This window comes from Kitasatospora sp. NBC_01266 (assembly GCF_036242395.1).
In the GTDB taxonomy this organism is placed as follows: domain Bacteria; phylum Actinomycetota; class Actinomycetes; order Streptomycetales; family Streptomycetaceae; genus Kitasatospora.
In genome coordinates, this window is the sequence record NZ_CP108458.1 from 3,646,675 (window position 1) to 3,660,714 (window position 14,040).

The 14,040-nt window shown below is 71.0% G+C and carries 13 protein-coding genes; 2 read left to right on the forward strand and 11 right to left on the reverse strand.

Features of this window, described 5'->3' with window-relative positions:
• Window positions 1-591, forward strand: a complete 591-nt coding sequence (locus OG403_RS15715) for a dTDP-4-dehydrorhamnose 3,5-epimerase family protein (RefSeq protein WP_329572323.1) — start codon at window positions 1-3, stop codon at window positions 589-591.
• A gap of 216 nt (window positions 592-807) precedes the next feature.
• Here OG403_RS15715 and tuf read toward each other — a convergent pair whose 3' ends face one another.
• The 5 genes from tuf to OG403_RS15740 all read right to left on the reverse strand — a co-directional run bounded on the left by tuf (window position 808) and on the right by OG403_RS15740 (window position 6,162).
• Entirely contained in the window at window positions 808-2,001 is a 1,194-nt protein-coding gene (gene tuf, locus OG403_RS15720; protein WP_329564865.1) for an elongation factor Tu, read from the reverse strand.
• A 196-nt stretch (window positions 2,002-2,197) separates the two neighbouring features.
• Window positions 2,198-4,303, reverse strand: coding sequence for an elongation factor G (gene fusA, locus OG403_RS15725; RefSeq protein ID WP_329564866.1), 2,106 nt, complete (start codon window positions 4,301-4,303; stop codon window positions 2,198-2,200).
• A gap of 39 nt (window positions 4,304-4,342) precedes the next feature.
• Window positions 4,343-4,813 carry a 30S ribosomal protein S7 gene (gene rpsG / locus OG403_RS15730; RefSeq protein ID WP_035848142.1) on the reverse strand — a complete coding sequence of 157 codons (471 nt, stop codon included), beginning with the start codon at window positions 4,811-4,813 and terminating at the stop codon, window positions 4,343-4,345.
• A gap of 2 nt (window positions 4,814-4,815) precedes the next feature.
• Complete coding sequence (gene rpsL / locus OG403_RS15735; RefSeq protein ID WP_014144289.1) at window positions 4,816-5,187, reverse strand: 30S ribosomal protein S12; 372 nt, start codon at window positions 5,185-5,187, stop codon at window positions 4,816-4,818.
• Window positions 5,188-5,568: 381 nt separating this feature from the next.
• Window positions 5,569-6,162: a DUF1707 and DUF4190 domain-containing protein gene (locus tag OG403_RS15740; protein WP_329564867.1), complete on the reverse strand. Its 594-nt coding sequence runs from the start codon at window positions 6,160-6,162 to the stop codon at window positions 5,569-5,571.
• A 103-nt stretch (window positions 6,163-6,265) separates the two neighbouring features.
• Here OG403_RS15740 and OG403_RS15745 point away from each other — a divergent pair, with 103 nt between their 5' ends.
• Window positions 6,266-7,555, forward strand: coding sequence for a DUF2786 domain-containing protein (locus OG403_RS15745; protein ID WP_329564868.1), 1,290 nt, complete (start codon window positions 6,266-6,268; stop codon window positions 7,553-7,555).
• Window positions 7,556-7,568: 13 nt separating this feature from the next.
• Here the strand turns inward: OG403_RS15745 and OG403_RS15750 are convergent, their stop codons facing one another.
• The 6 genes from OG403_RS15750 to OG403_RS15775 form a co-directional block, all read right to left on the reverse strand.
• Window positions 7,569-8,558, reverse strand: a complete 990-nt coding sequence (locus tag OG403_RS15750) for an ADP-ribosylglycohydrolase family protein (protein ID WP_329564869.1) — start codon at window positions 8,556-8,558, stop codon at window positions 7,569-7,571.
• Window positions 8,555-9,760 carry a cytochrome P450 gene (locus OG403_RS15755; RefSeq protein ID WP_329564870.1) on the reverse strand — a complete coding sequence of 402 codons (1,206 nt, stop codon included), beginning with the start codon at window positions 9,758-9,760 and terminating at the stop codon, window positions 8,555-8,557. Before OG403_RS15755 ends, OG403_RS15750 begins: the two co-directional genes overlap by 4 nt.
• Before the next feature lie 95 nt (window positions 9,761-9,855).
• A complete protein-coding gene (gene galE / locus OG403_RS15760; protein WP_329564871.1) occupies window positions 9,856-10,875 on the reverse strand; it encodes a UDP-glucose 4-epimerase GalE in 1,020 nt (339 codons plus the stop codon).
• Between the two features lie 340 nt (window positions 10,876-11,215).
• Window positions 11,216-11,896, reverse strand: a complete 681-nt coding sequence (locus tag OG403_RS15765; protein WP_329564872.1) for a response regulator transcription factor — start codon at window positions 11,894-11,896, stop codon at window positions 11,216-11,218.
• Between the two features lie 17 nt (window positions 11,897-11,913).
• Complete coding sequence (locus tag OG403_RS15770) at window positions 11,914-13,113, reverse strand: sensor histidine kinase (RefSeq protein ID WP_329564873.1); 1,200 nt, start codon at window positions 13,111-13,113, stop codon at window positions 11,914-11,916.
• Between the two features lie 76 nt (window positions 13,114-13,189).
• Window positions 13,190-13,873, reverse strand: a complete 684-nt coding sequence (locus OG403_RS15775) for a DUF4097 family beta strand repeat-containing protein (protein WP_329564874.1) — start codon at window positions 13,871-13,873, stop codon at window positions 13,190-13,192.
• Window positions 13,874-14,040 lie beyond the last annotated feature (167 nt).

Sequence of the window (14,040 nt, forward strand, 5' to 3'; positions counted from 1 at the left end):
ATCCGTGAGTTGAGCATCGAGGGCAGCTTCGAGATCACGCCGCAGCTGCACGGCGACCCGCGCGGGCTGTTCACCGAGTGGTACCGCTTCGACCGGCTCGCCGACGTCGTCGGCCACCCGCTGAAGCTCGCTCAGGCCAACCTCTCGGTCTCCGCGCGCGGGGTGGTGCGCGGCATCCACTTCGCCGATGTGCCCCCCGGCCAGGCCAAGTACGTGACGTGCGTCCGCGGTGCGGTGCTCGACGTCATCGTGGACCTGCGGGTCGGCTCGCCGACCTTCGGCCGCTGGGAGGGCGTGCGGCTGGACGACGTGGAGCGCCGCGCGGTCTACCTCTCCGAGGGTCTCGGCCACGGCTTCTGCGCGCTGACCGACGACGCCACGCTGTCCTACCTCTGCTCCGAGGCGTACAACCCCACCGGTGAGCACGCCGTCCACCCGCTCGACCCGGACCTGGGCATCGAGTGGCCGGCCGAGGTGCCGCAGCTCTCGGCCCGCGACGAGGCCGCCCCCTCGCTGGCGGAGGCGATCGAGACCGGACTGCTGCCGGACTACGCCGCCTGCAAGGCGTTCACCGCGTCACTGCACAGCTGACCACCGGCAACCGAAAACGCCGACGGGGGCCGCTCGAACGAGCGGCCCCCGTCGGCGTTTTCGCGTCCCGGGACGGTCCGGCCGGGTGGATTCCGGTGCCCGGCCTGCGCCCACGTCCGGCGCCGACCGCGGAAGCGCCGCAGGGGCTGCGCGATACCAGCGGTATCGCGCAGCCCCTGCGGGTGCCCTTGGAACAGGCAGGCCTAAGCCGTCAAATTACTTGACGATCTTGGTGACCTGGCCGGCGCCGACGGTACGGCCACCCTCACGGATGGCGAACTTCAGGCCCTCCTCCATGGCGATCGGCTGGATCAGCACGACCGACATGGCGGTGTTGTCGCCCGGCATGACCATCTCGGTGCCCTCGGGGAGGGTCACGACGCCGGTCACGTCCGTGGTACGGAAGTAGAACTGCGGGCGGTAGTTGTTGAAGAAGGGGGTGTGACGGCCACCCTCGTCCTTCGACAGGATGTAGGACTGCGCCTCGAACTCGGTGTGCGGGGTGACGGTGCCCGGCTTGATGATGACCTGGCCGCGCTCGACATCCTCGCGCTTGATGCCACGGAGCAGCAGACCGACGTTCTCACCGGCCTGGCCCTCGTCGAGCAGCTTGCGGAACATCTCGATGCCGGTGACCGTGGTGGTGGTCTTGGTCTCCTTGATGCCGATGATGTCGACAGTCTCGTTGACCTTGAGGATGCCACGCTCGATACGACCGGTGACGACGGTGCCACGACCGGTGATCGTGAAGACGTCCTCGATCGGCATCAGGAACGGCTGGTCGGTGAGGCGAGCCGGGGTCGGGATGGCCTCGTCGACCGCGTGCATCAGGCCGAGGAGCTTCTCGCCCCACTCCTTGTCGCCCTCCAGCGCCTTCAGCGCGGAGACGCGGACGACCGGCAGGTCGTCGCCCGGGAACTCGTACTCGGAGAGGAGCTCACGGACCTCGAGCTCGACGAGCTCCAGGATCTCCTCGTCGTCCACCATGTCGGCCTTGTTCAGGGCGACAACGATGTAGGGGACGCCGACCTGGCGGGCCAGGAGGACGTGCTCCTTGGTCTGCGGCATCGGGCCGTCGGTGGCGGCGACGACGAGGATCGCACCGTCCATCTGGGCCGCACCGGTGATCATGTTCTTGATGTAGTCCGCGTGACCGGGGCAGTCGACGTGGGCGTAGTGACGCGCCTCAGTCTGGTACTCGACGTGCGCGATCGAGATGGTGATACCGCGCTGCCGCTCCTCCGGCGCCTTGTCGATCTGGTCGAACGGCGTGAAGGGGTTGATGTCCGGGTACGCGTCGTGCAGCACCTTGGTGATGGCCGCGGTAAGGGTCGTCTTACCGTGGTCAATGTGACCGATGGTGCCGATGTTGACGTGGGGCTTCGTCCGCTCGAACTTCGCCTTCGCCACTTCAGTCCTCCTGAGGACAGTTCTGTACGCCGTACGACGTCAGTTGGTCTTTGATCGGGTTGTGGTACGGGGTGCTGGTTGCACCTCATGCCAGTCCCGCGGATGGGGGCCGGAGGCGCCGGCGGGGTCGGGTGTGACCCCGCCGGGTTTGCCTCCAGTAAGCCTAAGGGTTGTGAATCATCCCGATTGCGGGACGTCACTCGCCCTTGGACTTGGCGATGATGTCGTCCGCCACGTTCCGCGGAACCTCGGCGTACGAGTCGAACTGCATCGAGTAGCTAGCGCGACCAGAGGTCTTGCTGCGCAGGTCACCGACGTAGCCGAACATCTCGGAGAGCGGCACCAGCGCGTTGACCACGCGGGCACCGTGACGCTCGTCCATGGACCGGATCTGTCCACGGCGAGAGTTGATGTCGCCGATGACCTCGCCCATGTAGTCCTCGGGCGTGGTGACCTCGACGGCCATCATCGGCTCCAGCAGGGCCGGCTTGGCCTTGCGGGCGCCTTCCTTGAAGGCCATCGAGCCGGCGATCTTGAACGCGAGCTCGGAGGAGTCGACGTCGTGCGAGGCACCGTCGAGCAGCGTGACGCGGACACCCTGAAGCGGGTAGCCGGCGAGCACACCGAACTCCATGGCCTCCTGGCAACCGGCGTCGACCGACGGGATGTACTCCCGCGGCACGCGGCCACCAGTGACCTTGTTGACGAACTCGTAGCCCTCGCCGGACTCGATCGGCTCCATCGCGATCTGGATCTTCGCGAACTGGCCGGAGCCACCGGTCTGCTTCTTGTGCGTGTAGTCGATCCGCTCGACGGCGCTGCGGATCGTCTCACGGTAGGCGACCTGCGGCTTGCCGACGTTGGCCTCGACCTTGAACTCACGGCGCATACGGTCGACCAGCACCTCGAGGTGCAGCTCGCCCATACCCGCGATGATGGTCTGGCCGGTCTCCTCGTCCGTGTTGACCTGGAAGGAGGGGTCCTCCTCCGCGAGACGCTGGATGGCGACACCCAGCTTCTCCTGGTCGCCCTTGGACTTGGGCTCGATGGCGACGCGGATGACCGGGGCCGGGAAGTCCATGGACTCCAGGACGACCGGCTGCTTCTCGTCACTCAGCGTCTCACCGGTGGTGGTCTGCTTGAGACCCATCACAGCGATGATGTCGCCGGCGCCCACCGACTCGATCTCCTCACGCTTGTTCGCGTGCATGCGGTAGATCTTGCCGATGCGCTCCTTCTTGCCCTTGACGGAGTTCAGCACCGAGGTGCCGGACTCCAGGCGGCCCGAGTAGACCCGGACGAAGGTGAGCTTGCCGAGGTGCGGGTCCGACATGATCTTGAACGCGAGCGCGGCGAGCGGCTCGTCGTCCGAGGCCTTGCGGATGATCTTCGTCTCGGGGTCGTTCGGCTTCGTGCCCTCGATGCCCGTGATGTCGAGCGGCGACGGCAGGTACTTGACGACCGCGTCGAGCAGGGGCTGGACGCCCTTGTTCTTGAACGCGGAGCCGCAGAAGATCGGCGTGAAGTCCGAGTTCAGCGTGCCCTTGCGGATCGCGGCGACCAGCAGCTCCTCGGGGATGTCCTCGCCCTCGAGGGCGAGCTCCATCACCTCGTCGCTGGTGTTCGACACGGTGTCGAGCAGGGCCTCGCGGTACTCGGCAGCCTTCTCGACCAGGTCGGCCGGGATGTCGACGGTGTCGTACATCTCGCCCTTGGGCGCGTCCGCGGACCAGACCAGGGCCTTCATCTTCACCAGGTCGACGACACCGGCGAAGTCGCCCTCGGCGCCGATCGGCAGCTGCATGACCAGCGGGGTGGCGCCGAGGCGGTCCACGATGGTCTGCACGCAGAAGTAGAAGTCGGCGCCCGTGCGGTCCAGCTTGTTGATGAAGCAGATGCGCGGGACGCCGTAGCGGTCAGCCTGCCGCCACACGGTCTCGGACTGGGGCTCGACACCGGCGACGCCGTCGAACACCGTCACGCCACCGTCGAGCACGCGCAGCGAACGCTCCACCTCGACGGTGAAGTCGACGTGGCCCGGGGTGTCGATGATGTTGATGGTGTGGTCGGAGTCGTCAAGCGTCCAGTGACAGGTCGTCGCGGCGGACGTGATCGTGATGCCGCGCTCCTGCTCCTGCTCCATCCAGTCCATGGTGGCAGCGCCATCGTGGACCTCACCGATCTTGTACGAGACACCGGTGTAGAACAGGATCCGCTCGGTGGTGGTGGTCTTGCCCGCGTCGATGTGCGCCATGATCCCGATGTTGCGGACCTTGGCGAGGTCAAGGGAGGTTGCAGCCATGGTGGCTCGTTCTCTCTCTGTCTAGTGACGGGGTTCGGACTACCAGCGGTAGTGCGCGAAGGCCTTGTTGGACTCGGCCATCTTGTGGGTGTCCTCGCGACGCTTCACGGAAGCGCCCAGGCCGTTGGAGGCGTCGAGGATCTCGTTCATCAGACGCTCGGTCATGGTCTTCTCGCGACGGGCGCGGGAGTAGCCGACCATCCAGCGCAGCGCCAGGGTGCTGGCACGGCCCGGACGGACCTCGACCGGCACCTGGTAGGTGGCGCCACCGACGCGGCGGGACTTGACCTCGAGGGCCGGCTTGACGTTCTCCAGCGCGCGCTTCAGCGTCACGACGGGGTCCGAGCCGGTCTTCTCACGGACGCCCTCGAGGGCGCCGTACACGATCCGCTCGGCGGTGGAGCGCTTGCCGTGCAGCAGGATCTTGTTGACCAGCGAGGTCACCAGCGGGGAGCCGTAAACCGGGTCGATGATGACCGGGCGCTTCGGGGCGGGGCCCTTACGAGGCATTCTTACTTCTCCTTCTTGGCGCCGTAGCGGCTGCGGGCCTGCTTGCGGTTCTTGACACCCTGGGTGTCGAGCGAGCCGCGGATGATCTTGTAGCGGACACCAGGAAGGTCCTTCACACGACCGCCGCGCACGAGCACGATGGAGTGCTCCTGCAGGTTGTGGCCCTCGCCGGGGATGTAAGCGGTGACCTCGATCCCGCTGGTGAGGCGCACACGGGCGACCTTACGAAGCGCCGAGTTCGGCTTCTTCGGGGTGGTCGTGTACACACGCGTGCAGACACCGCGACGCTGGGGGGAGCCCTTCAGCGCGGGCGTCTTGTTCTTCTCGACCTTGTCCTGCCGGCCCTTTCGGACCAGCTGCTGGATCGTAGGCACCGTTTCTCCGTTTTCTGTGTGCCAAGGCTGGGTGAAACTAACCTGCGGTGTTCCCAGCTCACTCCGACCCACGAGGTCGGGTGTGTTGGGCTACTTCCGGCTCGCTCGGCGAGTTGAGGAAGATCGCGGAATCCATGGTGCTCTGTGCAGCGGCGGCGCCGGTACGCGAGTGGCGCGGCGGCCGGTGTGCTTGCACGCACAAGGACCCGGGGACACCCCAGGCACAAGGTCAGAGCGTACCTAGCGCATCGGGCGCGGTCAAAACAAATGGGACTTGGCTGGTCGTGGCGCGAACGGCGGCGTCCGCCGGACCCCTCAGGACCGCCTCCCACCGCTATAGCACAGCCCCGGGCCGCCCGCGACCGGGGCCCGGCGGGCCGGTCAGTAGTGCGTGACGAGGCTCAGCAGCACGAGGAAGAACGCCAGGCTCCAGCCGGCCAGCGAGAGGTACCCCATCACCAGGCCGAAGGTCGCCATCCCGTCGCCGCCCTCCTGGGTGCGGCGGATCTGCCGGCGGGCCAGGTGGCCGGTCACCAGGGCCGGGACGGCCAGGGTGCCGAGCGAGGGCACGCAGAGCAGGCCGAGCACCAGGGAGGCGATGGCCGCGCCGTTGTTGTTCGCCGGGCGGGCCGGCGCCAGGAAGGTCGACGGCACCGGCGGGCCGGGCGGAACCGGGGACAGGCCGGGCATCGGCCCCGGCATCGGCCCGGACGGCAGGTCGGCGACCAGCTGGGCCAGCTGGCCGTACGTCTGGGCCTGGTTCGCCAGGTCGAAGCGCGCGGAGTACTCGGCGGCGCTCAGCCGGCCCTCGGCGTAGGCGGCCTTCAGCACATCGACGGTGCGGTCCCGGTCGGTGTGGGCGGCCCGCATCGTCGCGTACCCGGGGTTCTGCTGCGCGGGCTGCCAGCCGCCCTGCGGCCGGCCGGGCCGGTCCTGCGCCGACGGCCATGGCTGCATGTCGCCCACGTCACCCATCCGGCTCTCCTCCCGCGATGCTCTCCCCACCCTGTGGACGATCCGGGCCGCCCGAGGGTTCCACTCATCATCGCGCCTTGCGGCTCTGCGGCATCATGGCTCGGTGGACGAAGAGCGAAAGAGCATCGACGAGTTGCTGGACCAGGCGCTCGCGACGGTGCTGGGCGCGCCCGACCGGCGGCTGGACGAGGCGGTGGACGGCGCGGCCTCGCTGCTGGCCGCCTCGGTGGAACGCTGGCCGGCGGTGAGCCGGAGCCTGCTGGTGCTCTGCGACCGCTCGCTCGGCGGACTCTGGGCGCGCGGCTGGCGGCCGGCCGACCTGGCCCGGCTGGTCCGCCGGGAGCTGGCCCCGGTCCACCAGGCGCTGCTGATCGACCTGATCGCCGCCGAGGCGCGCCGCTACTCCCCCGCCGCGCTGGACCGGCGCTGGCAGGAGCAGTTGCGCGAGCTGGCAGCCGCCGTCTGGTGGGCGGGCGACGAGCGCTTCCTGCCCGAGTTCGCCGAGCGGCACCGGCTGGACCGGTTCGCGCTGGCCACCGCCGCGCTCGAACTGCTGCGCCTGCTCGGCCGGCTGCCGGTGCTCGCGCCGGTCGGTCCGGTGCCCGGCTCCCGGCCGGTGGAGCACCGGGCGTCCGTCCCGGTGCCGGGTGAGCCGCGGATGCTGGGGCGGATCCGGGCGCTGCTGGCCAAGGCGGAGTCCACCGAGTACCCGCAGGAGGCCGAGGCGCTGACCGAGAAGGCGCAGCAGCTGATGGCCCAGCACAGCATCGACGAGGCGCTGCTCGCCGCCGGCCAGGCCCACGGCGACCACCCCGGCGCGGTGCGGATCGGGGTGGAGAACCCGTACGAGGGGCCGAAGGCGATGCTGCTGGACGCGGTGGCGGCGGCCAACCGCTGCCGGGTGGTCTGGGCGAAGGAGTTCGGCTTCTGCACGGTGATCGGCTTCGACGCCGACCTGGACGCCGTCGAGCTGCTCTACACCTCGCTGCTGGTCCAGGCGACCGCCGCGATGAACCAATCGGGCAGCAAGCAGCACCTGGGCGGGGCCTCGCGCACCCGGGCGTTCCGGCAGTCCTTCCTGGTCTCCTACGCGGCGCGGATCCGCGAGCGGCTGACCGAGGCCACCGCGCGGACCACCCGGGAGGCCGCCGCCGGGCGGCACCTGCGCGAGGACGGCACCGCCGAGCAGCTGGTACCCGACGAGCGGCTGCTGCCCGCGCTGGCCGCGCGTGAGGAGGCCGTGGACTCCGCCACCGACCGGATGTTCCCCAAGCTCACCTCGCAGCGGGTGCGGGTGAGCGACGGCGAGGGCTGGGCCGCCGGCCGCGCCGCGGCGGACCGGGCCGCGCTGCACGGGCGGGGCCGGGTGGAGCGCGGGCGCGGCAAGCGGTAGGGCGGGGCGGGCGTCAGTCCCAGAAGGCGCCGAGGGCCAGCAGTTCGTCGCGGTGCTCGATCCGGTGCACCCAGTCGGCCGGCCAGGCGTCCGCGCCGGCGTGGGCGCCCGCGAAGGCGCCGGCCAGGCAGGCGAGCGAGTCGGAGTCGCCGGAGGAGTAGGCGGCCCGGCGCACCGCAGTGACCGGGTCGTCGGGGAAGAGCAGGAAGCAGAGCAGGCCGGTGGCCAGCGCCTCCTCGGCGATCCAGCCCGCGCCGGTGGCCAGGCACGGGTCGGCCTCCCGGTCGGGAGCCGCCAGCGCGGCGTCCAGCCGGTCGAGCACACCGAGGCACTCGTCCCAGCCGCGTGCCAGGTACAGCTCCGGCTCGCTGATGCCCGCGTGCGCCGCGAGGTCGTCCAGCCAGTACGCGTCATAGTGGGTGCGCTGGGCCTGGGCGTGCGCGCGCAGCAGGGCGGGGAGCTCGGCCGGTGCGACACCGTCGAGCAGCAGCCGGACGGTGCGCGCGGTGAGGTCGCTGGCAGCGAGCGCGGTCGGGTGGCCATGGGTCAGCGCCGACTGGAGTTGCGCCGCACCGGAGAGCTGGCGTTCGGTCAGCCCGGGGACCAGGCCCAGTGGGGCCACCCGCATGTTCGCGCCGCAGCCCTTGGAACCCAGCTGGCTGGCCTCCTGCCACGGGCGTTCGGGCCGGCCGAGCAGCGCGCAGGCGGTCAGGCAGGTCCTGCCCGGCGCGCGGTTGTTCTCCGGGGAGCGCGCCCAGACGACGAACTCGTCGCGCAGCGGCGGAACCAGGCTCTGCGGGGTCAGCTCGCCGGCCCGCCGGACCGCGCGGGCGAGGGCCAGCGTCATCTGGGTGTCGTCGGTGATCAGCGCCGGCACGGGGAGCGGCAGTTGCCGCCAGTCGGGGTGGCGCCGGGCGATCTGCCCGATCTCCTCGAACTCGGTCGGGTAGCCCATGGCATCCCCGATCGCCAGGCCGAGCAGGGCTCCAGTGGCTCGCTTCACGTGGTCACCAGCAATTCGTTCAGGCCGCGGATCACGTATCCGGGCTGCCAGGTGGGTTCGCGCACCAGCGCCAGACCGGGCGCGCGGCGCAGCAACGCGCCGTAGGACTCGGTGAGTTCCAGCCGGGCCAGCGGGGCGCCGAGGCAGAAGTGGATGCCGGCGCCGAAGGTGATGTGCGGGTTGTCGGTCCGGGTCACGTCGAGGCGCTCGGGCTCGGCGAAGCGCTCGGGGTCGCGGTTGGCCGAACCGAACAGCAGGGCCAGTTCGGCGCCGCGCGGGATCCGGACGCCGTGCAGCTCGATGTCCTCCAGGACCCATCGCCCGAACATCTGCAGCGGGGTGTCGAAGCGCATCAACTCCTCGATGGCGGTGGGGAGGTGACGATCGACATCAGAGCGCAGCAGGGCCAGCTGCGCGGGGTCGCGCAGCAGTGCCCACCAGCCGTTGCCGGTGGTGTTGACGGTCGCCTCGTGGCCGGCGTTCAGCAGCAGCACGCAGGTGGAGACCATCTCCTGCTCGCTCAGCCGGTCGCCCTCCTCCTGCGCCGCGATCAGGGCGGAGATCAGGTCGTCGCCGGGAGCGCTGCGCCGCTCGCGGATCAGCGCGCGCAGGTAGTCGGAGAACTCGACGCTGGCGGCCACCGCGCGGCGGGCCGTCTCAGGCGTCGGGTCGAGCTCGAACATCCCGGTGATCGCGGCCGACCAGGGCCGCAGCAGCCCCCGGTCGGCCACCGGCACACCGAGCATCTCGGCGATCACCGCGACCGGCAGCGGCTCGGCGACGGCGGAGATCAGGTCACCGCCGCCCTCCCGCAGCAGGCCCGACACCAGCTCGTCGGCGAGCGCGGCCACCGTGGGCCGCAGCGCCTCGACCATCCGCGGCGTGAACGCCTTGGCGACCAGCCGCCGGATCCGGGTGTGGTCGGGCGCCTCCAGGTCGAGCAGCCCGTTGTCGTTGAGCGTGTGGAACGGCTCGTGCGCCGGGTCGGGCGGCCGCTGCCCGAACTCCTGGTGGCTGAACCGGTGGGTGTACGTGCGGCCCAGCCGGCGGTCCCGGAGCAGCGCGCTGACGTCCTGGTGACGGGAGACCAGCCACTGCCCGGTCGGCTCGTGGAACACCACCGGCGAGGTCCGGCGCAGCCGCGCGTACACGTCGTACGGGTGCGCGATGAACTCCGGCGACCGGGGATCGAAATGTGTCACTCGGTCAGCCTACTGATCGGGGTCCGCCGTGACGCGGGCCGTCGAGGCGGCCGGGGAGCGTGAACACCCGGCCCGCCACGGACGTTGACCGGATATCAGGCCTCCGGGAAGCCCTCCGGGTTCTGCGACTGCCAGCGCCAGGTGTCCGCGCACATGTCGTCGATGGTGCGGGTGGCCACCCAGCCCAGCTCGGCCTGGGCCTTGGCCGGGTCCGCGTAGGAGTCCGCGATGTCGCCGGGGCGGCGGGGCGCGTCGACGGTCGGGATCTCCCGGCCACTGGCCTTGGCGAACGCCGCCACCATCTCGAGGACCGAGGTCGGGGTCCCGGTGCCCAGGTTCCAGGTCGAGACCGGCTCCCGCGTCTCGCCCAGCTTGTCCAGGGCGGCGACGTGGCCGGCGGCCAGGTCCTCGACGTGCAGGTAGTCGCGTCGTGCGGTGCCGTCGGGCGTGGGGTAGTCGTTGCCGTAGACCTGGAGGCTGTCGCGCCGCCCGACGGCGACCTGGGCGATCAGCGGCATCAGGTTGTTCGGCACGCCGTGCGGGTCCTCGCCGATCGTCCCGGACTTGTGGGCGCCGACCGGGTTGAAGTAGCGGAGCAGCGCGATCCGCATCTCCGGGTCGGCCACGCCGAGGTCGCGCAGCATCTGCTCCTGCATCACCTTGGTCCAGCCGTAGGGGTTGGTCGCCGAGGTCGGGAAGGGCTCCTGCATCGGCGCCGGCGCGTCCTCGCCGTAGACGGTGGCCGAGGAGGAGAACACCAGCTTCTTGACGCCGTGCGCGCGCATCGCGTCCAGCAGCGAGAGGGTCGAGCCGAGGTTGTTCGCGTAGTACTCGAGCGGCATCGCGACGGACTCCCCGACCGCCTTCAGCCCGGCGAAGTGGATGACCGCGTCGAACGCCTCCTGGGCGAACAGCCGGCTGGTCGCCTCCCGGTCGGTGAGGTCGATGACGTGGTGCTTGATCGCCGTGCCGGACAGCGCCTCGAGGCGACCGAGGACGGACGGCTTGCTCCTGCTGAAGTTGTCGGCGATCACGACCTCGTGGCCCGCTGCGATGAGCTGGAGCGTGGTGTGAGAGCCGATGTAGCCGCTGCCGCCGGTGACCAAGATTCGCATGGCGGCACCCTACCAAGAGGGGCGTGCGCGGCGGCCCGCCCCTCGTCGGCGGCTCGGCCGGCTCCGCGGCCCGCGGTTCGGGCAACGGCTGCTTGAAGAGCCTGGCCGGCCGGCCCGGGGCCGACCTGGGCTCGTGGACCAGCGCTGACCGAGGCGCTGCGCACCGCGGACCCGCTGCCGGTGCTCAGTCGCCGGCTCCGCACGATGGCCGAACTCCGCTGGCACAAACACCGGTTGGTCCGGCTGTCGCCGGCCTCGGCGGCGCTCGGCGGCCTGCTGGTGACGCTGGCCGCACTGCTCTGGGCGGCGCCCACCGCCCGGGTCCACGCACCGGCCGGTGTCAGCCCTCGCCGGCCACCACCGCACCCGCCTCGTAGGCGAAGACCACCGCGTGCACCCGGTCGCGCAGCTGCAACTTGCTCAGCACGTTGCTGACATGGGTCTTCACGGTATGCTCGCTGACCACCAGTTCGGCGGCGATCTCGGCGTTGGACAGCCCCCGGGCGATCAGCCGCAGGGTCTCCTGCTCGCGGATGGTCAGCTGCTCCAGCAGTCTGGCCGGCGCGCGCAGGGCGGCGCCCGGGCCGGTCGGCCGGCGCGCGGAGAACTCGCTGATCAGCCGCTTGGTGACGGAGGGCGCCAGCAACGCCTCGCCGGAGGCCACCAGCCGCACGCCGTGCGCGAGGTCGTCGCGGCGCACGTCCTTGAGCAGGAAGCCGCTGGCGCCCGCGTAGAGCGCGTCGTAGACGTAGTCGTCGATGTCGAAGGTGGTGAGCATGATCACCTTGGTGTCCGGGTGCTCGGCGCAGACCCGGCGGGCGGCCTCCAGGCCGTCCATCACCGGCATCCGCACGTCCAGCAGGAGGACGTCCGGCCGGTGCTCGGCCACCGCCTCCAGCGCCTGCGCCCCGTTCGCCGCCTCGGCCACCACCTCGATGTCCGGCTGGGCGTCCAGGATCATGCCGAACCCGGCCCTGACCAGCTCCTGGTCATCGGCCACCACCACGCGTATCACGGACATCCCGCTCCCCTGCTCGTTCACAGACTCTCGGCCGCCAGCGGCAGCCGGGCCGTCACCACGAACCCGCGACCGTCCGGTCCGGGTCCGGCCGCCGCCCTGCCACCGCAGGCCGCGGCGCGCTCGCGGATACCGACCAGGCCGCGCCCGCCGGACCAGCCGGAGACGGCGCCCGCGGCCGCGCCCATGCCGCGCCCGTTGTCGCTCACGGTCAGCTCCAGGACCTGGCCGCAGCCGGTGATCCGCACCTCGGCGGCGTTCGCGCCGGAGTGCTTGACGATGTTGGTCAGCGCCTCCTGGACGATCCGGTAGGCCGCCGTCTCCACGTCGGCCGGCAGCACCAGGGCCGGCTCGGGCAGCGTCAGTTCGACCGCGACGCCCGCCTCGCGGACCCGCCCGGCGACCGCCGACAGCTCGGGCAGCCTGGGCTGCGGGGCCAGCACCGGCGCGGCGCCGTCCTCCTTCAGCACGCCCAGCACCCGGCGCAACTGCACCATGGCGTCGCGCCCGGAGTCGGCGATGGTGTCGAACGCCTTGATCGCCCGGTCCGGGTCGCTGCGCACCACCACCGGGCCGGCCTCGGCCTGGATCACCATCAGCGAGACGGCGTGCGCCCGGATGTCGTGCATCTCCCGGGCGATCCGGCCGCGCTCCTGGGCCACCGCGCGGGCCGCGTCACTGGCCGCCCGCAGCCCGGTCTCCCGGGCCCGCTCGGCCTCCACCTGGGCGAGCCGGCGCAGCTCGCGCACCGCGGTGCCCAGGGCGAACGAGCCGATCGTGGTGACCTCACTGAAGATCATCCCGTTCAGCGAGCGGGTGCCCAGGAAGTTGGCGGGCACCAGGATCGCCATCATCAGCCAGCGCTGCCAGTTCTTGCCCAGGTCGGCCAGGTTGTAGATGAGCACGATCCCGCAGACCGCGATCTGCGGCTGCGCGGAGTGGGCGAGGAGGCCGAGCGCGCCCGAGAAGAGGCAGCCGACCAGGAAGACCGTGAACGGCGCCCGGCGGCGCCAGAGCAGCGGCAGGCAGCAGCAGGCGGCCAGCAGGTAGGTCCAGAGCGGCCAGTGGTGGTCGTCGTTGTAGACCGACCAGAGCGAGACCGCCAGCGAGGCCAGCGTGATCACGCTGTCCACCAGGTACGGGTTGATCCGGGCGAACCGCCCGCGCGCCAACCGCCCCCGTTCGGCCAGCCAGGCCCGCCCGCGCGCCATGGTGTCCATGTCCGCCCCTCCCCCGTCCGCGGGGAGCCTATCGCCCGAGGTCAGCAGGTCGTAGGCGGGCTGGGGACGGGGATGATCAGGCATGCGTGACGGTGACGTTGCCGGTGTCCGACTCCGCGTCGATCGCGTGCCCCGAAGCGGCGTCCTGCGGGACCGCCACCGTGACGCTGCCCGTGTCGGCCTCGGCCTTGACCGCGTAACCACCGGCCGGGAGCACCACCTTGACGTTGCCGGTCGCGGTCTTGGCGGTGACCGAGGTCGGCACGCCGGTGAAGCTCGCGGTGACGTCCCCGGTGTCCGAGCTGAGGTCCGCGTCGGCACTGCCCAGCGCGATCCCCTCGACCTGGCCGCTGCCGGTGCTGGCCCGCACCCGCGCGGTCAGTCCGGACAGGTGCACGTTGCCGGTGCCGGTGCTGACCTCGACCACAGTGTCGGCCGGCACGTCGACCTGGTAGTCGATCCCGCAGTCACGGGAGCAGGTGTAGGTCAGCGTGAGCGTGCCGTCGGCCACCACGTGGGTGCTGGCGGGTGCCGCGTCGGAGTAGTTCTGGTGCTCCGAGACGTGCACCCCGCCGCCGGCCCCGACCACCCGGATGTCGCCGGTCTTCCCCTGGAGCACCAGGGTGTGCACGGGCTGGTCGATGCCGTAGTTCACGTCGCGGTGCTGCTGGTCCGCGCCGTAGAAGCAGCCGGACATACCGAACGTGACGAAGCCGGTGATCAGGGTGTAGCCGATCAGCCGGGAAAAGCGGTGGTTCATCCGGGGCCCCCTCGTACGTCGGCCCGGCCACTCCGGCCCGACACCCCACAGCCTGCCCGCCGGACCCGGGCGCCCGGATCACTCCCCCGAGCGGTTTGCCCGCCTCCCCCGTGGGAGCGAGCCGCGACCAGAAACGCCGCAGGGCGGCCACCCCGATGGGGTGACCG